We start from the raw sequence: 16,371 nt of genomic DNA, 5'->3' as shown, positions 1-16,371 counted from the left end.
CGCGCAGTTGCCTACCGGCCCATCAGATCGATCAGGGTGGCCGCGTCGGTGGCCAGTGAACCGCCCGCGAAAGCCAGTGCCGCGTGCGAACGTTCGGCCGCCTCGGCATGTCCGGCGCCGCACGCGTCGCTCACCACGATCGGCAGATAGCCCAGATCGGTGGCATGCCGCACGGTCGGCTCGATGCCGACCTCCATCGCGATCCCGGCCACCGCGAAGGCGTCGATTCCGCAGTCGCGCAACGCGATATCGAGCGGTGTCGCCGCGAACGCCGACATGGTGATCTTGTCGAACACCACCTCATCGGGTCCCGGGGCGAGTTCGGGTACGAGCTCGTACTGCGGCGAACCCTGCGGAAAGCTGGAACGCACCTCGGCGGGATCGTCCACGCGCTGCCACAGCATGGCCGTGCGCAGCTGGGACACCCCCGCGGACGCCACGGGCAGACTCATGTGGCGGGTATAGAACACCCGGAAACCATTGTTCCGCGCGGCCTCTCGTATCCGCACGCAGGACTCGACGATCTTGTCGCCGTCGGATATCTGTCCGACGATGCCGACCTGCATGTCATAGATCAGCACCGCCATCCGCGCCGGATCACAGGCGTCGGGGACCGACTGCGGAATGCTCAATCCGAAGGCGTGCCGCATATTTCACGCGGTCCGGTCGTAGGGCTCGGCCACATCGACCGAGGGATCCATCAGCGCCTCGAGCGGCAGCGGCGCCGTCACCGGCACGTAGGTCCACTCCAGAAAACCCTTCTTGGTCAACGGAAAATCCGCCACATAGCGCCGGGCCTCCTCGACGCTGTCGACCTCGAAGACGATGACCACACCCGGCTCGTCGGCGCGGGCGTAGTTCTCCCGCACGATCCCGGCCTTCCACAGCCGCCAGACATTGGCGACCTCCTCGGGCAGATACGGGGTGATGGTCTCGAGGGTGACGCCGGGCTTGAAGCGATCGAAGGTGATGACTTTCATGCGTCCCATCGAAATCGGATGATTACAGTGTTACAAGAACGCACTTTTTGGTGAGTACCGGAGGCGAGGCGCGTGTCGGCGAAGCGTTACTACTGCCCGGTGGAGGTGACCGTCGATCTCATCGGCGGCAAATGGAAAACGGTGATCCTCGCCCATCTGAAGGAGGGTGTGCGCCGCTACGGCGAACTGCGCCGGGCCATGCCGACCACCAGCGAGAAGATGCTGGTCCAGCAGTTGCGGGAACTCGAGGCCGACGGACTCGTCGGGCGCACCGTCTTCGATACCGTGCCGCCGCAGGTCGAATACGACCTCACCGAGGAGGGACGCAGCCTGATCCCGGTGCTCACCGCCCTCTACGAATGGGGCGAGAAACGCTGCGAGCGAACGGGTATCACGGTCGGCTGAGCAGTAGCTCGGTGCGCTCGCCATCGACGACAACAGCGTCGTCGTCGGTCAGCGCCCAGTGCGCCACCCCCTCGGCGCGCAGGCGTTGCGCGAGCCGGGTGCACCCGCCGTCCGGATCGGTGTCCGGAGAGTCCACATGCGGGACGATACGATGATCGACCAAACCCAGTCCGTCCCAGCGCGGTTCGACTCCGCAGGCGGGTTCGACCTCCGCCGGATCGTCGACCGCCTCGATACCGTGCAGATCCGGCGCGAGGACGCACGCGCCCGCGCTGTAACCGGCGTAGGCCAGCGCATCCTCCGCAAGCAGCGCGGGCAGGACGAGATCGGCTCCGCTGCGGGCGAACTGGGCCCGCAGGACGAAGGTGTTCCCGCCGCGCACCCAGACCAGTGGAAACCGGCGCAGCTCTCGCTCCAATCGCGCTGTGCGGCCCACGAATTCGCGCAGATCGAGCACCTCGGGTCGAAAGCCCGCGCGCCGCAGCGGAGTCACATCGCTGGTGACCGCGCCGCGCCAGGCCGCGGGCCAGGCGTCGCAGGCGTTCGGGATCACCGCGACCGGCCCGGGCTCGCCGACCAGCGCGCCGAAGCGCTCCTGATGCGCCCCGAACCGGTAGCTGGACAGGAACAGTCGCACCCCGGCTCAGATCGTGAAGGCGAGATGGTCGGCCAGCCGCCGCGCCAGCTCCCGATCGCCGGACAGCTCGATCTCCCCGATGTGTTCGCCCGCCGTGGTTCGCCCGCCGCACAGCCGGGCGAACAGGCCCGAATCCAGCCGGAGCACCGCATCGGCCGGACCGTCCAGGGCCGCAACGAGTTCGGCGCGCCCGTCCACCCGCACATGATCGGCCCGCACCACCGGACCGGTCAGCTCGACGGTGATCTGCGAGCCGTCCGGGGCCTTACCGCGTTTGACCAGCGTCCGCCCGAGGAATGGTTCGATCTCGTCGATCGCCAGTTCCGCGCGGCGGCCGCCCTCCTCGATCCGCACCCCGAGCGCGTCGGCGATGTCCAGCTCGTGCATCCAGCAGTCGAACAACCGCACCCGCATGAATCGGCCGTAGCTCACCAATCCGATCGGTGACTGGATATCGGCCCGCCACGCGTCGTCGTCGATCTCGGCCAGCGCCTTGCGACGTCGGTCGGTGATCTCGAAAAAGCGTTGCAGCAGTTGCGCTCCGGACAGCGGCCGCAGCGCCTCGAGCCAGGTCTCGTTGAACGCGCCCGTCGGATTGCGGACATGGTCGAAAGCCTGCACATCGGCGTCCACCGACGGCAGCGATTCGCCGAGCAGCACGGATTCGGTGCCGATGACATGGGCGAGCACGTCGAATACCGTCCAGCCGGGCAGTGGGGACGGTGTGCGCCAACGGTTCTCGTCCAATTCGCCGACCAACCGGGCCAGGGCCTCCCACTGCTCGGACAGGGCAGCGGTGAGTTCGGCGCGATCGAGGGTGTCGGTCATGGGCGGTTCTCCTCCGTCTCGAGCCGATCCAGCCCGGCGCGGATGGCCGCGGCCGTGGTCTCGGTGTCGTGCGGTCTGCGCAGCAGGAATCCCTTGGCGAAGGTGAGTCGATCGCCGTGCCGGCGGGGTACTACGTGCAGATGGACGTGATGCACGGTCTGGAAGGCCGCCTTACCGTCGTTGAGCACCAGATTCGCCCCGTCGGCGGCCAGCTCGCCGCGCCGCACGGCCTTGGCGAGCCGGTGGCCGAGGGTGAAGATCCGCGCGCCCAGTTCCGGATCCAGATCGTCGAGATCGGTGGCGTGCCGTTTGGGGATGACCAGGGTGTGACCCCGGGTGATCGGCCGGATGTCGAGGAACGCGCACAGCGTGTCGTCCTCGTAGACCCGGGTCGACGGCGCCGTGCCCGCGACGATGCGGCAGAAGATGCAGCCACTCACGTCGCAGAACATTACGGCGTACGGAACCGGTACGGGAGAGGAATTTCACCGGCCCCTGTGATGTTGATCTCCGCTAGGCTCACCGCCGACCAGGTATTCTCACGAACCTACTAGACAGTAAGTTTCTCGATCGCCGCTCGAGTAAGGAAGTAGACCAGTGGAGACAACGCAAAGCGCAGACGCGGACGCGCCGCGCGGGACGCGTGTCGGAGTCGTACGGGAAACCAACACCGACGAGCGACGCGTCGCGTTGGTGCCCAAGATCATCCCGAGCCTGACCCGCCAGGGTGTGCAGGTGATCGTGGAGGCCGGGGCCGGTGCGGGGGCGCTGATTCCCGACGAGGCCTATACCGAGGCCGGCGCCACGATCGGCGATCCGTGGTCGGCCGAGGTGGTGGTCAAGGTGGCCCCGCCCAACGACGCCGAGGTGGCCAAGCTGTCGGCCGGTCAGACCCTCATCGGATTCCTCGCCCCGCGCAATGCCGACAACAAGATCGGCGCGTTGAAGACGGCGGGCGTACAAGCCTTTGCGGTGGAAGCGATTCCGCGCATCTCGCGCGCGCAGGTGATGGACGCTTTGTCCTCGCAGGCGAATGTGGCGGGTTACAAGGCCGTTCTGCTGGCCGCGTCGGAGTCCACCCGTTTCTTCCCCATGCTGACCACCGCCGCGGGCACGGTGAAGCCCGCGACCGTGCTGGTGCTCGGCGTCGGCGTGGCGGGTCTGCAGGCGCTGGCCACCGCCAAGCGTCTGGGCGCACGCACCACCGGCTACGACGTGCGGCCCGAGGTGGCCGATCAGGTGCGTTCGGTGGGTGCGCAGTGGCTCGATCTGGGTATCGACGCCGCCGGTGAGGGTGGTTACGCGCGCGAGCTCACCGACGACGAAAAGGCAAAGCAGCAACAGGCTTTGGAGGACGCCATCAAGGGCTTCGACGTGGTGATCACCACCGCGCTGGTGCCCGGGCGGCCCGCGCCGCGGCTGGTCACCGCCGCCGCCGTGGAGGGGATGCGGCCGGGTAGCGTGATCGTCGACCTGGCCGGTGAGACCGGCGGCAACTGCGAGCTGACCGAACCCGGCAAGATCGTCGTCGAACACGACGTCACGATCGCCTCGCCCCTGAACCTGCCCGCGACCATGCCCGAGCACGCCAGCGAGCTGTACTCGAAAAACATTGCGGCACTGCTGGAACTGATGCTGACCGACGGCAAGCTCGAGCCCGACTTCGGCGACCAGGTGCTGGCCGATTCCTGCGTGACCCGCACGGTGGAGGAGAGCTGATGTACACCGAACTGCTGGCGAATATCGCGATCCTGGTGCTTTCCGGGTTCGTCGGCTTCGCCGTCATCTCCAAGGTCCCCAACACCCTGCACACGCCACTGATGTCCGGTACCAACGCCATTCACGGCATCGTGGTGCTGGGCGCGCTGGTGGTGCTCGGGCGCATCGAGCATCCCTCGGTGGCCACCCAGATCATCCTGTTCGTCGCGGTCGTCTTCGGAACCCTCAATGTCATCGGTGGTTTCGTGGTGACCGACCGGATGCTGGGCATGTTCAAGGGCAAGAAGCCCGGCGCTGTGGAGTCCGGGAAGGCGGGTAAGTAGCCATGGACAATCTCGTCAACGTTCTCTACATCATCGCCTTCGCGCTGTTCATCTACGGTCTGATGGGCCTGACCGGTCCGAAGACGGCCGTGCGCGGCAACTGGATCGCCGCGGTCGGCATGGGCCTCGCGGTGGTCGCGACCTTCATCTCCATCCGCGACACCACCAACTGGATCATCATCATCGCGGGTCTGGTCGTCGGTGTGGCCCTGGGCGTTCCGCCCGCGCGGTTCACCAAGATGACCGCCATGCCGCAGCTGGTGGCCGCGTTCAACGGCGTCGGCGGCGGCACCGTCGCCTTGATCTCGCTGTCGGAATTCCTGAACACCCAGGGGTTTTCGCGGATTCCGGAGCAGCCCAGCGTGCATATCGTGATCGCCTCGCTGTTCGCGGCGATCATCGGCTCGATCTCGTTCTGGGGCTCGCTGATCGCCTTCGGCAAGTTGCAGGAGATCCTGCCCGGTCGTCCGATCGGTATCGGAAAAGCGCAGCAGCCGTTGAACATTCTGCTGTTCGTCGGCGCGATCGCCGCGGCCGTGGTGATCGGTCTGGGTGCGGCGAAGGACGGCGTGCCGACCTGGTGGATGGTGCTGGTGCTGGTGTTGGCGGCGGTGCTCGGCCTGATGGTCGTGCTGCCGATCGGCGGCGCCGATATGCCGGTGGTCATCTCGCTGCTCAATGCCCTCACCGGATTGTCCGCCGCCGCAGCCGGTTTGGCGCTCAACAACACCGCGATGATCGTCGCGGGCATGATCGTCGGCGCGTCCGGCACCATCCTGACCAACCTCATGGCCAAGGCGATGAACCGGTCCATTCCGGCCATCGTCGCGGGTGGTTTCGGTGGCGGCGGCGCGATCGCGTCCAGCGACGGCGAGCAGAAGCAGGCCAAGGCCACCTCGGCCGCGGATGCCGCGATCCAGATGGCCTATGCCAATCAGGTCATCGTGGTGCCCGGCTACGGTATGGCCGTCGCCCAGGCCCAGCACGCGGTCAAGGAGATGGCCTCGCTGCTCGAGGCCAAGGGCGTGGAGGTCAAATACGCCATCCATCCGGTCGCGGGTCGGATGCCCGGTCATATGAACGTGCTGCTGGCCGAGGCCGAGGTACCCTACGACGCGCTCAAGGAAATGGACGATATCAACGGCGAATTCGCCCGCACCGACGTGGCCCTGGTCATCGGCGCGAACGATGTCACCAACCCGGCCGCCCGCGAGGACTCCTCGAGCCCGATCTACGGCATGCCGGTGCTCAATGTCGACCAGGCGCGCTCGGTGATCGTGCTGAAACGCTCGATGAACTCGGGCTTCGCCGGTATCGACAATCCGCTGTTCTACGCCGACCACACCAGCATGCTGTTCGGCGATGCGAAGAAGTCGGTCGGCGCGGTCACGGAGGAACTCAAAGCCCTCTAGGGGTGTGCCATCTCGGCCCCGGTTACCTGCCCATAATCTCGGCCCCGGCACGCTTTTCGCCGGGGCCGAGGTCATGCGAACAGCACGGTGGTAGGCGAACCCGTCTCGAGCGATCCGGCCACTCCCTGCGGTATTCCGGTGATCGGATCCAGTCCGAGCCACGTCACCGAATTCGACTTCTGATTGGACGCGTACAGCCTGCGCCCGCTCGGGTCGAGGGTGAGATCACGCGGGAACACGCCGCCGCACGGGGTGGTGGTCAACGGGACCAGGCTGTCGCTCATGACGGCGAAGGTCGCGATATTGTCGTGGCCGCGATTGGCCAGATACAGCAGGCGGCCGTCGGGGGAGACCACCGGCTCGGACGGATAGTTGCGCGGATCGCCGCCCCGCGTATCGGCCGCGACGCTCTGCCCCGCGACGAGTTCTCCCGTATCGGCGCGCCAACGGCATACCGTGACAGTGGAATTCAGTTCATTGGCCACATACGCTCGCTGCCCATCGGGATGGAAGCGCAGATGCCGCGGCCCGCTGCCCGGCGCCATGGCGACGCGGGCGTGCTCTTTCAGCCCGCCGTCGGCGAGCTGATAGACGTAGACCGCGTCGACGCCCAGATCGACCACCAGCACCCAGTGACCCGAGGGGTCGAACAGCACCTGATGCGCGTGTGGACCCTCCTGCCGTTCCGGATCCGGGCCCGAGCCGGTGTGCCGGGCGACATCGGTCACCGCGCCGAGGCGACCGTCCTCGGTCACCGACACCACGCTCACACTGCCCGATCCGTAATTCGCGGTGAGCACCGCACGCCCGTCCGGCGCGACGCACAGGTGGGTGGGGCCATTGCCCCGTACCGCAACGGAATTCAGCACCTGGGCGGTATGCGGATCGACCGCGGTGACCATGCCGGGCCCCGAACCCTCGTTCACCGCGTACAGGCGGCTGCCGTCGGGAGACAACGCCAGGAACGACGGATCGGTGACGTCGATCATCCCGTCGACGGTGAGTCTGCCCGCGGAATCCGCTGTGGCGATGGCGATTCCGTGCCCGCTCGCCCCGTCGGAGCTGTAACAGCCGAGATAGGCGCGATCACCGGCGGCCGCGCGGGCCGGTGCGGTCAGGCCCGACGAGGCGGCAATCCCCACTCCCGCAACGGATCCCACCGCCGCGAGAAAATGCCGTCGATCCAGTTTGCCGGTGGCCACCGGTATCTCCTTCCGCCCGAATGCACGCTCGCGCCAGAATGACCTACATCACACCAATTGCGCAATAGGTGCAATTTATATTGCGAATCGCGCAATCGAAGCCGACTGGTTGTCCCGATCCCACACTCGCATCGGGCGGGAAACGATCGCGGCGGACACGCCCGGGCGTATAGGCTTTCGTGCGTGACGCTTCGTGAACGGTTCGAGCCTCCCGCGCGGCCCGGTGATTCGGTTGTCTACGGCGCTCCGCACGAGACGGCCGACGGCGCGACGGTCATCACGGTCGCGGGGCCGAGCGGCTTCTTGCGCCCGGGGATGCGGCCACTGGGCATCTTCGTCGTACACGGCGAAAAGGTCACCTGGACAGAGGCATCCGATTCGGGGCGGATCGCGTTCATCGGCGTGCTGACCGGGCTCTTGGCCGCGGTTTTCGCCACACTGGCGGTGCTGCGCCGCCCGCCGTGGCCGGATATCCGGATGACCGTCACCGAAACGCGCTGAGCGCGGACTACTGTGTCCGGTCCGGCCGCAATTCGCGGGTGGTCTCGAAGTCGTCCACCATGCGATTGTTCAGCGCGGCCAGCAGGCGCAGATCCTCGGGCGTCCAGTCCGACAGCGCATCCCGGATGGATTGCCGGATGACCGTACAGATGGCGTCGACCGTCTGATAACCGACAGGGGTCAGTCGGACCCGCTGCGCCCGGCGATCGTCGGGATCCGATACCCGGGCGACCATGCCCGTACGCTCGAGCCGCTGCACCTGCCGGGTCACATGCGGCGCCTCGACGTCGAGCAGGGTGGCCAATTCGCCCAGGCGCAGGGGTTCGGGTGAATCGGCGAGCAGCCGCAGCAGGGGCACATTCGCGCGGTCGACATTGACCCCGGCCGCGGTGATGGTTCGGCCGTGCCGGCGCGCCCGCGTGAGCAGGTGCGCGATGCGCGTGATCGAGCGCTCCAATTCCACGATCGGCCCGGTATCGGTGTCGATATCGGGCGTGGAAGTGGCTTCCGAGGGCGGCATGCCGTTATTGTACGGGTTACCTTACTTACGTTAGTTAAGTAACAGATGAGGGACAACAGCATGACTTCGACCGTTGCCGGGCGGGCCGATGGCACTGCCATCGCGACCCCTGCGCAGAAACATCTGGGTACGACCCTGCTCGCGCTGAGTGCGGCGGGCCTGGTCGTATCCCTGCAGCAGACGGTCGTGATTCCGCTGCTGCCCCGGCTGCTGGTGCGGTTGCACACCGATGTGGCCGGGGTGACGTGGTTGTTCACCGCGGCGCTGCTCACCGGAGCCGTTGCGACACCGCTACTTTCGCGCTTCGGTGATATGTACGGCAAGAAGCGCATGGTCATGCTGTGCATGGGTCTGCTGATCGCCGGTTCGGTGGTGTGCGCGCTGGCCACCTCGCTCGGCGTGTACATCGTCGGGCGGGCGTTGCAGGGCACCTCCTCGGCCATGATCCCGCTGGCGATCGGCATCATTCGCGACACCTTCCCGCGCGATCGGCTCACCACGGCGATCGGCGTGGTCAGCGGGACCATGGGCGTCGGCGGCACGGTCGGCATGCTGGTGACCGGCGTGATCGCCGACAACACCACCGATCCGCATCCGGTGTTCTGGATGACCGCCGCGTGCGCGGTGGTCGCGACGGTCCTGGTCGCCGTGAGCGCCAAGGACATCGGCGTGCGGCACGGCGGTAAGCCCGACTATCTCGGCGCGATTCTGCTTGCGGGGCTACTGGTCTGCCTGCTGCTGGGCATCAGCGAGGGGCCGCGCTGGGGCTGGGGTTCGGGCAGTGTGATCGGTCTGTTCGTCGCGGCGGTGACGTTGGCCGCGGTGTGGGTGCTGGTCGAGTTGAAGGTCGCTCAGCCGCTGGTGCGGTTGCCGCTGCTGGTGGGGCCGCGCTCGCTGTCGGCCAATGTGGCCTCGGCGCTGCTTGGATTCGCGATGTTCGGATCGTTCACGCTGATCTCGAATTTCGTGCAGACTCCGGCCGACAAGGTGGGTTACGGGCTGTCGGGTTCGGTGCTGGCGGTGGGTCTGTACGGCATCCCAAGTTCGGTGCTGATGACCTTCTTCTCCTTCCGCACCGGCCGGATGGTCGGGCGGATCGGAGCGGCCAAGACGCTGGCCATCGGCGCGCTGTTCGCCGGGGGCGCGACCGGATGGCTGGCGCTGTTCAACGAGCACGGCTACGACATGATCATCGCGAATATCCTGCAGGGCACGGGATTCGGCATCGGCTACGCCGCATTGGGCACCCTGGCCGTGCAGCACGTGCCGATGAGCGAGAGCGGGATCGCCAGTGGTATCAACTCACTGGTGCGTACCGCGGGCGGCAGTATCGCCGGTGCGATCACGGCCTCGGTGCTCTCGGCCTACACCATCGGCAATACCGGGGCGCCCTCGCTGCACGGCTACGTGCTGAGCTTCACGATCCTGACGATCGGCGCGTTCGGCGCGGCCGCGGTCGCGTTGGGGAACGGGTTGCGGCACAAGCACGTTCAGTAGTAGCGCCGCTGGTCCCTGGCCTCGACGGCATCCTTCGCCTGTTTGAGCGAGACCTCCGGATGCAGTCGGCGAAACTGTTTGATGGCCCCGATCTTGTTACCGCGGGCCAGCAGGTCGTCGACCTCGGCCATGCCGTAGTCGACGTCCTGGACGGCCGGGATGGGTTGTGTCGCGGGGTTTTCGGAAATGTTCAGGTGGCGCATGATCGCATCGAGTTTGCGCTCGAGGCGATCCATGCGCCGCTCCAGCCGTTTGTTCTCGAACATGCCCGCACTGTAGCGGGCGCGCCGGTGGACCTCAGATCGTTTTGATCGAGCCGCCGTCGATGATGTGCTCGGCGCCGATGATATTGCCCGCCCTCTCCGACACCAGGAAGGTGACCAGCGCGGCGACCTCCTCGGGTTCGGTGATGCGCCCGGAGGTGATGCCGAACTGCTCCGGGATCACTCGCAGCAGATCCTCCAGTGAAAGACCCTGCTGCGCCGCGACTTTGGCGCCGAAACCCGTCGCGCCGCGCCACAGCGGACTGCCGACGACACCCGGGGATACGGTGTTGATCCGAACGCCGCGAGGACCGAATTCGTCGCTGAGATGTTTGCCGAAGCTGCTGAGTGCGGCCTTGGCCTGGCTGTAGCCGATCGGGCCGGTGCCGGGCCAGCGGGCGTTGATGGAGGAGATGTTCACGACCGCCCCGCGGCGTTCGAGCAGGCTGGGCAGGGCCGCGCGGGTGGTGGTGACGGCGCTGAAGAAGTTGAGGTCGAACATCTTTCGGATCTGATCGTCGTCGATGTCGAGGAAGCCGCCCAGATCCAGGGCATCCGCGTCGCCGCCGCCGACATTGTTGACCAGGATGTCGAGGCCGCCCAGTTCGGCCAGCGCCGCCTCGACGACCGTCCGGGCGCCTTCGGCGGTGCTCAGGTCGGCCGAAATCGCCGCGACGGAAGCCTTTTCGAGTTCGGGGCCGACGGTGCGGGCCGCGCCGACGACGCGTACGCCCTCCTCGGTCAGCGCCTGGGCGACGGCCAGGCCGATGCCGCGGCTGGCGCCGGTGACGAGGGCGGTTTTGCCGATGAGGTCGAGATCCATGGGGCGTGCCTTTCTTGAACTGGGGGTCAAAAATTAGGGTATGAGAAGACCGCCCGGAGGCGGTCGGATCGATCAGAGGGTGGTCAGCGCGGCGTCGATGACGCGGTACAGGGTGGGTGCGTCATAGGTTTTGGCCATCATGCGCAGGCCCCCGATCGTGTTCTGGAAGAACTCCGCGGTCGGGCGGGCCCGCAGATCGGCGCGAACGTCCCCGTCGCGCAGGCCCTGTTCGATGCGGTTGGTCAGGACGCCGATCATGCGTTCGTTGATGCGACGGATGATCGCGGTCATCTCCGGATCTCGTCCGGCGAGCTCCATTGCGGTGTTGGCGGCCAGGCAGCCGCGACGTTCCGGTCCGGCCAGGTCCATGTCGACCAGGAAGCGCAACAGCGCGCCGATGCGGTCGCGGGTGGAGCCGGGGCGGGACAGGATGTCTTCGGCGTGTGCGGCTCCGAGTTGGTCGTAGCGGGCGAGGGCGCGCTCGAACAGCTCGCGTTTGCTGCCGAAGGTGTTGTACAGGCTGCCTTTTCCGATGCCGGTACATTCGGCCAGACGGGCGGGAGAGGTATTGGCGTAGCCGTGGGTCCAGAACGTCTCCATGGCCATCTCCACGACGGAGTCGGTGTCGAAGTTCTGCGGCCTGCCCACATTTCGACGATATCCGATTCTCGACCTCTAGGTCAAGAATCGGATCGGACGATGCGAGCGAACCACGCGCACATCAGAACCAGCGCCAGCGGGAAGATCAGCGCGACGGTGAGCGAGGTGGGTTTGGACAGCCAGCCGATCACGGAGGGGCCGGCCAGGAAACCGAGATAGCCCAGCCCGAACACCCGGGACATATCGGTGGCGGCCGTCTCGGTCCCGAGATTGCCGGCCGCGGTGAAGATCTGCGGAACCCCACCCGCCAGCCCGATCCCCATGAGTGCCCAACCCGCCAGCGTCAGCGGAACCCATGCCGACCCGATGATCAACGCCAGACCCGCCGCCGCGAGCAACGCACCCCACCGCACCACCACAACCGGCCCGAACCGCCCACTCACCCGATCGGCCGCGAACCGCCCGATGGTCATGGTCGTGGAAAACGCCGCGAACGCCAACGCGGCCGTAGCCTCACTGGCCCCCAGATGCTCCCGCACCTGCAACGCACTCCAGTCATTGGCCACCCCCTCGGTCATGAGAAACGCAAAGGAAATGGCCGCCAACGCAATCACCTTGCGCTGGACGGACCTCCGCCCGGCCTTGCCGTTCGGCGCGGGCGATTCGTCGTTTTGGGCGGTGTCGTTGGCGGGTGGTGTTGCGGTGGTGGGAAGGTGTTGGGTGGCTTTGCCGTTCGGCGCGGCCGAATCGCCGTCGGGGGCTGTTCTGGTGGCCGCGTCCGTTGGAAGGTTGTGCTCGACCTTGCCGTTGGGCGCGGGCGAGTCTTGGGCTTGGGGTGCGCCGTGGGCTGGGGGCTTGTGTGCGGGGAGGTTTCGGTTTGTGGCCTGCGGATGGTCCTTTGGGTGGGTGGAAGTGCTTGCGGCTGAGGGGGTATGGGCGGCCTGTTGGGTCGAAGCCTTGTGGGCGGCGTTTTTTCGCGCGGTGGCCGGAGCCGAGAGGGCCGGGCCGTCGGCGGGGGTGGGTGGGAAGGCCGGGGTGCGGTCGTTCGAATGGGGGGCGTTGGGGGGCAGCATTTTCGGGACCCACACGGCGAGGGTGAGGATGCCGATGATGCCCGCGATCGCGAGGGTCAGGCGTAGGTCCCAGCCGCTGTGCAGGGCGGCCGCGCCGGCCAGCGAGCCGAGGAGACCGCCGCAGGAGAACAGGGCGTGGAAGGCGCCCATGATGGGACGGGGGTACTCCCGCTCGACGTGGACGGCTTGGACGTTCATGGACACGTCGAGCGCGCCATTGCCGAAGCCGAACAGCGCCAAGGCGACGGCCAGCGACACGGAGCCGGTGGCCACGCCGGGGCCGATGACGGCGAGCGAGAGCCACCCTGCCGCCGCGGCGACCAGGGCTCGACTGCCGAAGCGATCGGCCAGTGGCCCCGCGGCCTGCATGCCGACGATGGCGCTTATCGCCATCAGCAGGATCAACATGCCCAGGGTGGCGTTGGATACCCCCGTACGCTCGGTCACCGCGGGAATGTGGACCACCCACATGGCGCCCAGAAACCCGGTGAGACCGAACACCGCGAATACCGCGGCCCGTGCGATTCGGATCGGAGGAGCAAGCGTCGAAGCAGCCATTGGTTCGACGGTACCGGCCGCGAGAACCGGCAACCCCTCGTTTCCCCCCGTCGGCCGCGGCATCGTCGGCGTGGCCGGATCGAGTTCCGAATCTGTGTTGTTCCAACCGTTTTCGATATCGATTCTATGCCCGGATACCGACAAATTCCGGCCCCCGAATTTTTGGGTTGAGAAGATTCGGGGCATCTGCGAAGGTCAGGGGGTGGATCCGCTCGAAAGCCTGCTGGAGGGGCCGCGAGCGCGCGGTGCCTTCGTGATGCGTTCCCTGCTCGATCCGCCGTGGTCGCTGCGGGTCCAGGACGAGGCCCCGCTGACGGTCGTGGCGGTGGTTCGCGGCAGCGGCTGGATCATCCCGCATCCCCACTCCGGCGCCGGACGCGGCGATATCGAGGATCTGTGCCGGGTCGGTTTCCCCGGCACCGGAACCGCCGCGCCGCGCCCGCTGCACGAGGGCGATGTGGCCATCTTCCGCGGACCCGATCACTACACCGTCGCCGACGATCCGTCCACCGAGCCACAGGTATTCATCAATCCCGGCCAGATCACCACCACACCCGAGGGCGAACGGCTCTGCGAGACGTGGAGTCTGGGTGTGCGCGGCTGGGGTCCCAATCCGGACGCCGCGACCATGCTCGTCACCGGCAGCTACGAGCAGGAGAGCGCCGCCAGCCGCCGCCTGCTGCGCGCGCTGCCGCCGATCATCGTGCTGCGCCGCGAGGAACTGGATTCAGCCGTCCTCGAGCTGCTGGTCGAGGAGAGCGGCCGCGAGCGTCCGGCGCAGGGCGCGATGCTGGACCGGCTGCTCGATCTGCTGCTGATCGCGGTCCTGCGGGCCTGGTTCGCGCGCGGCGACGCGCCCGCGTGGTACCACGCCTATTCGGACCCGTTGGTGGGCAAGGCCTTACGACTGCTGCAGAACAATCCGGCGCATCCGTGGACGGTGGCCACGCTGGCGGCCGAGGTGGGCGCGTCCCGGGCCGCGCTGGCCCGCCGCTTCACCGATCTGGTCGGCGAACCGCCCATGGGATTCCTCACCGATTGGCGTCTGGCCCTGGCCGCGGACCTGCTGCAGGATTCCGACGCGACGGTCGAATCCATCGCCCGCCGAGTCGGCTACGGCAGCGCGTTCGCCCTCAGCACCGCCTTCAAACGCCACTACGGAATAAGCCCCCGCGAACACCGGCAGACCGCGTGACTAATCTCGGCTCGGTGACCACGCAGCATGAATACCCGGTGCTCTGGCCCATGCCGACCCGATGGGCTGACAACGATCACTACGGGCACGTCAACAATGTGACGTACTACAGCTACTTCGACACCGCGGTGAACGCGTGGCTGATCGATGCCACCGGCACCGATATCCGCGAACTGCCCGCGATCGGCGTCGTGGCCCAGACCTCCTGCACGTTCATGGGTTCGCTGAGCTTTCCCGACCAGTTACGGGTGGGTCTGCGCATCGCCCGTCTCGGCCGCTCCAGCATCACCTACGACCTGGCGATCTTCCGCGAGGACGGCGATGTGCTGGAGCTGGCGGCGACCGGAACGTTCGTGCACGTCTACGTCGACGATGTGACCCGCAAGCCCGTGGAGATCCCGGCCGTCATTCGCAACGCGGCCGAGGGGCTCGTGGTGGCGGAGGACTAGACCCGCCCCAGTAGCGTGAGCGGATCCTCCAGCAGCGACGACACCGTCGCCAGGAACCGCGCCGCCAGTTCGCCATCGATCATGCGATGGTCGAAGCTCAGGCCCAATTCGGTGACCCAGCGCACCGCCAGCTCGTCGCGATAGACCCACGGGCGCTTGCGGATCGAGCCCAGGCACATGATCGCGGCCTCGCCCGGATTCACCAGCGGCACACCCATGTCCACGCCGAATACGCCCACGTTGCTGATGGTGAACGTACCCCCGCGCAGATCCGCGGGAGTGGCCGTTCCGGAGCGGGCGACATCGGCCAGCCAGCCGATCTCCCGGCACAGCTCGCGCAGGCTCAGCGACTGCGCCTCCTTGATATTCGGCACCAGCAGCCCCCGCTCGGTGGCCACCGCGATGCCCAGATTCACGTAGTGCTTGGTGACGATCTCCTTGTTGTCCTCGTCCCAGAAGGTATTGATCCCGGGAAATTCCGCCATCGCGGCGAGGGTCGCCTTGGCCACCAATGCCAGCGGCGTGAGCGACAGTCCGGCAAAGGATTCGGTGGCCCGCAGATGGTCGAGCAGTTCCATCGAGGCGGTGAAATCGGTGGTGACGAACGCGCTGGCCTGCGGAATGGTGCGGGCGCTCGCGACCATGGCGGCGGCACTGCGCTTGCGCACTCCACTGACGGGCGTGCGGGTTTCGCGTGTGGTCGGGGTGGGATGGATGAGGCCGGTGTCGGGGCGCATCATCGGCACCGGCCGCGCGACGGCGGGACGCGGCGCGTCCTCCGGCTCGTCCTCGGGACGAATGCGGTTGGGCGGCTGGGAGACCGGGACCGAGTGGCGCACATCCTCGACGGTGACGGCCCCGGCCGGACCCGATCCGGCCACGAAGGCGATATCGATACCGAGTTCGCGGGCGAGTTTGCGCGCGGCCGGGGTCGCGGGCGGGCGGCCCGGAATTTCGGGGTAGCCCTGCGGATCCGGATGCATTACGGCCGAATCGCGATTGTTGCCAACGGTTTTGGTCGATAAGCGATTGCGCCGGGAACTCGACTCCTCGCCGGGTCCGTAGCCGACGAGCACCGACTGTCGCTGCGCGGGTGCGGCGGCGGACGCGTCGGCCTGCACCCGGATCAGCGGCGCGCCGACCGGTACGGTGTCGCCGGGCTCGGCGAGTAGTTCCACCACGCGACCGGCGAACGGACAGGGTAGCGCGACCTGTGCCTTGGCGGTCTCCACCTCCGCGATGGTCTGGTTCAGCTCCACCTCGTCGCCCACGGCCACCGACCACGAGACCAGATCGGCCTCGGTCAGACCCTCACCGAGATCGGGCAGGCGGAATTCGAGCGTGTGCTTCGGGTCCTGATTCGAATCAACCGAGTCTTCCAACAGG

At 67.2% G+C, this 16,371-nt stretch carries 20 protein-coding genes; 8 read left to right on the top strand and 12 right to left on the bottom strand.

The window, feature by feature from the left end:
* Positions 1 to 11: 11 nt before the first annotated feature.
* Positions 12 to 650, bottom strand: a complete 639-nt coding sequence (locus NP4_RS13020) for a cysteine hydrolase family protein (RefSeq protein WP_067997101.1) — start codon at positions 648 to 650, stop codon at positions 12 to 14.
* A 3-nt stretch (positions 651 to 653) separates the two neighbouring features.
* The gene (locus tag NP4_RS13015) at positions 654 to 980 is read right to left on the bottom strand and encodes a YciI family protein (protein WP_067997099.1); all 327 of its coding nucleotides are present in this window, start codon (positions 978 to 980) and stop codon (positions 654 to 656) included.
* 72 nt (positions 981 to 1,052) lie between these two features.
* On the opposite strand from NP4_RS13015, the gene NP4_RS13010 reads away from it, so the two are divergent.
* Positions 1,053 to 1,385, top strand: a complete 333-nt coding sequence (locus NP4_RS13010; protein ID WP_067997097.1) for a winged helix-turn-helix transcriptional regulator — start codon at positions 1,053 to 1,055, stop codon at positions 1,383 to 1,385.
* On the opposite strand, the gene NP4_RS13005 is transcribed toward NP4_RS13010, so the two are convergent.
* The 3 genes from NP4_RS13005 to NP4_RS12995 are packed head-to-tail and all read right to left on the bottom strand — an operon-like array spanning position 1,372 to position 3,290.
* Positions 1,372 to 2,022 carry a Type 1 glutamine amidotransferase-like domain-containing protein gene (locus NP4_RS13005; protein ID WP_067997095.1) on the bottom strand — a complete coding sequence of 217 codons (651 nt, stop codon included), beginning with the start codon at positions 2,020 to 2,022 and terminating at the stop codon, positions 1,372 to 1,374. The genes NP4_RS13010 and NP4_RS13005 overlap by 14 nt on opposite strands.
* Positions 2,023 to 2,028: 6 nt before the next feature.
* Complete coding sequence (locus NP4_RS13000; protein WP_067997092.1) at positions 2,029 to 2,850, bottom strand: maleylpyruvate isomerase family mycothiol-dependent enzyme; 822 nt, start codon at positions 2,848 to 2,850, stop codon at positions 2,029 to 2,031.
* Positions 2,847 to 3,290, bottom strand: coding sequence for an HIT family protein (locus tag NP4_RS12995; protein WP_114755766.1), 444 nt, complete (start codon positions 3,288 to 3,290; stop codon positions 2,847 to 2,849). Before NP4_RS12995 ends, NP4_RS13000 begins: the two co-directional genes overlap by 4 nt.
* A gap of 157 nt (positions 3,291 to 3,447) precedes the next feature.
* Between NP4_RS12995 and NP4_RS12990 the strand changes: the two genes are divergently transcribed.
* From NP4_RS12990 to NP4_RS12980, 3 genes are read left to right on the top strand one after another with little or no spacing between them, the layout of a single operon-like run.
* A complete protein-coding gene (locus NP4_RS12990) occupies positions 3,448 to 4,569 on the top strand; it encodes a Re/Si-specific NAD(P)(+) transhydrogenase subunit alpha (protein WP_067997088.1) in 1,122 nt (373 codons plus the stop codon).
* Positions 4,569 to 4,892, top strand: coding sequence for an NAD(P) transhydrogenase subunit alpha part 2 (locus NP4_RS12985; protein WP_067997086.1), 324 nt, complete (start codon positions 4,569 to 4,571; stop codon positions 4,890 to 4,892). The genes NP4_RS12990 and NP4_RS12985 overlap by 1 nt, the downstream gene beginning before the upstream one ends.
* Before the next feature lie 2 nt (positions 4,893 to 4,894).
* Positions 4,895 to 6,304, top strand: coding sequence for an NAD(P)(+) transhydrogenase (Re/Si-specific) subunit beta (locus NP4_RS12980; protein ID WP_062504672.1), 1,410 nt, complete (start codon positions 4,895 to 4,897; stop codon positions 6,302 to 6,304).
* A 71-nt stretch (positions 6,305 to 6,375) separates the two neighbouring features.
* Here the strand turns inward: NP4_RS12980 and NP4_RS12975 are convergent, their stop codons facing one another.
* Positions 6,376 to 7,506, bottom strand: a complete 1,131-nt coding sequence (locus NP4_RS12975; RefSeq protein WP_211335901.1) for a lactonase family protein — start codon at positions 7,504 to 7,506, stop codon at positions 6,376 to 6,378.
* Positions 7,507 to 7,689: 183 nt separating this feature from the next.
* Here NP4_RS12975 and NP4_RS12970 point away from each other — a divergent pair, with 183 nt between their 5' ends.
* Positions 7,690 to 8,007 carry a hypothetical protein gene (locus tag NP4_RS12970; protein ID WP_067997083.1) on the top strand — a complete coding sequence of 106 codons (318 nt, stop codon included), beginning with the start codon at positions 7,690 to 7,692 and terminating at the stop codon, positions 8,005 to 8,007.
* Positions 8,008 to 8,014: 7 nt separating this feature from the next.
* On the opposite strand, the gene NP4_RS12965 is transcribed toward NP4_RS12970, so the two are convergent.
* Positions 8,015 to 8,527 (bottom strand): MarR family winged helix-turn-helix transcriptional regulator, encoded by a 513-nt coding sequence (locus NP4_RS12965; RefSeq protein ID WP_067997080.1) that lies wholly within the window; start codon positions 8,525 to 8,527, stop codon positions 8,015 to 8,017.
* Between the two features lie 60 nt (positions 8,528 to 8,587).
* Between NP4_RS12965 and NP4_RS12960 the strand changes: the two genes are divergently transcribed.
* Positions 8,588 to 10,024 carry an MFS transporter gene (locus NP4_RS12960; protein ID WP_114755750.1) on the top strand — a complete coding sequence of 479 codons (1,437 nt, stop codon included), beginning with the start codon at positions 8,588 to 8,590 and terminating at the stop codon, positions 10,022 to 10,024.
* On the opposite strand, the gene NP4_RS12955 is transcribed toward NP4_RS12960, so the two are convergent.
* From NP4_RS12955 to NP4_RS42580, 4 genes are all read right to left on the bottom strand, one after another.
* Positions 10,018 to 10,290 (bottom strand): hypothetical protein, encoded by a 273-nt coding sequence (locus tag NP4_RS12955; protein ID WP_062504663.1) that lies wholly within the window; start codon positions 10,288 to 10,290, stop codon positions 10,018 to 10,020. The genes NP4_RS12960 and NP4_RS12955 overlap by 7 nt on opposite strands.
* 31 nt (positions 10,291 to 10,321) lie before the next feature.
* Positions 10,322 to 11,110: an oxidoreductase gene (locus NP4_RS12950; protein ID WP_067997076.1), complete on the bottom strand. Its 789-nt coding sequence runs from the start codon at positions 11,108 to 11,110 to the stop codon at positions 10,322 to 10,324.
* Between the two features lie 72 nt (positions 11,111 to 11,182).
* Positions 11,183 to 11,758, bottom strand: a complete 576-nt coding sequence (locus NP4_RS12945) for a TetR/AcrR family transcriptional regulator (RefSeq protein ID WP_067997073.1) — start codon at positions 11,756 to 11,758, stop codon at positions 11,183 to 11,185.
* Between the two features lie 32 nt (positions 11,759 to 11,790).
* The gene (locus NP4_RS42580) at positions 11,791 to 13,341 is read right to left on the bottom strand and encodes an MFS transporter (protein WP_245998229.1); all 1,551 of its coding nucleotides are present in this window, start codon (positions 13,339 to 13,341) and stop codon (positions 11,791 to 11,793) included.
* Between the two features lie 202 nt (positions 13,342 to 13,543).
* Between NP4_RS42580 and NP4_RS12935 the strand changes: the two genes are divergently transcribed.
* Positions 13,544 to 14,536 (top strand): AraC family transcriptional regulator, encoded by a 993-nt coding sequence (locus NP4_RS12935; RefSeq protein ID WP_067997070.1) that lies wholly within the window; start codon positions 13,544 to 13,546, stop codon positions 14,534 to 14,536.
* A gap of 50 nt (positions 14,537 to 14,586) precedes the next feature.
* Positions 14,587 to 14,985 (top strand): acyl-CoA thioesterase, encoded by a 399-nt coding sequence (locus tag NP4_RS12930; RefSeq protein WP_067997409.1) that lies wholly within the window; start codon positions 14,587 to 14,589, stop codon positions 14,983 to 14,985.
* On the opposite strand, the gene NP4_RS12925 is transcribed toward NP4_RS12930, so the two are convergent.
* Entirely contained in the window at positions 14,982 to 16,367 is a 1,386-nt protein-coding gene (locus NP4_RS12925; protein WP_067997407.1) for a dihydrolipoamide acetyltransferase family protein, read from the bottom strand. The genes NP4_RS12930 and NP4_RS12925 overlap by 4 nt on opposite strands.
* Between the last annotated feature and the right edge of the window lie 4 nt (positions 16,368 to 16,371).

Origin of the sequence: Nocardia pseudobrasiliensis NBRC 108224, from assembly GCF_001613105.1 — a bacterium.
Classification (GTDB): domain Bacteria; phylum Actinomycetota; class Actinomycetes; order Mycobacteriales; family Mycobacteriaceae; genus Nocardia; species Nocardia pseudobrasiliensis.
This window is presented reverse-complemented; position numbering and strand designations above follow the sequence as displayed.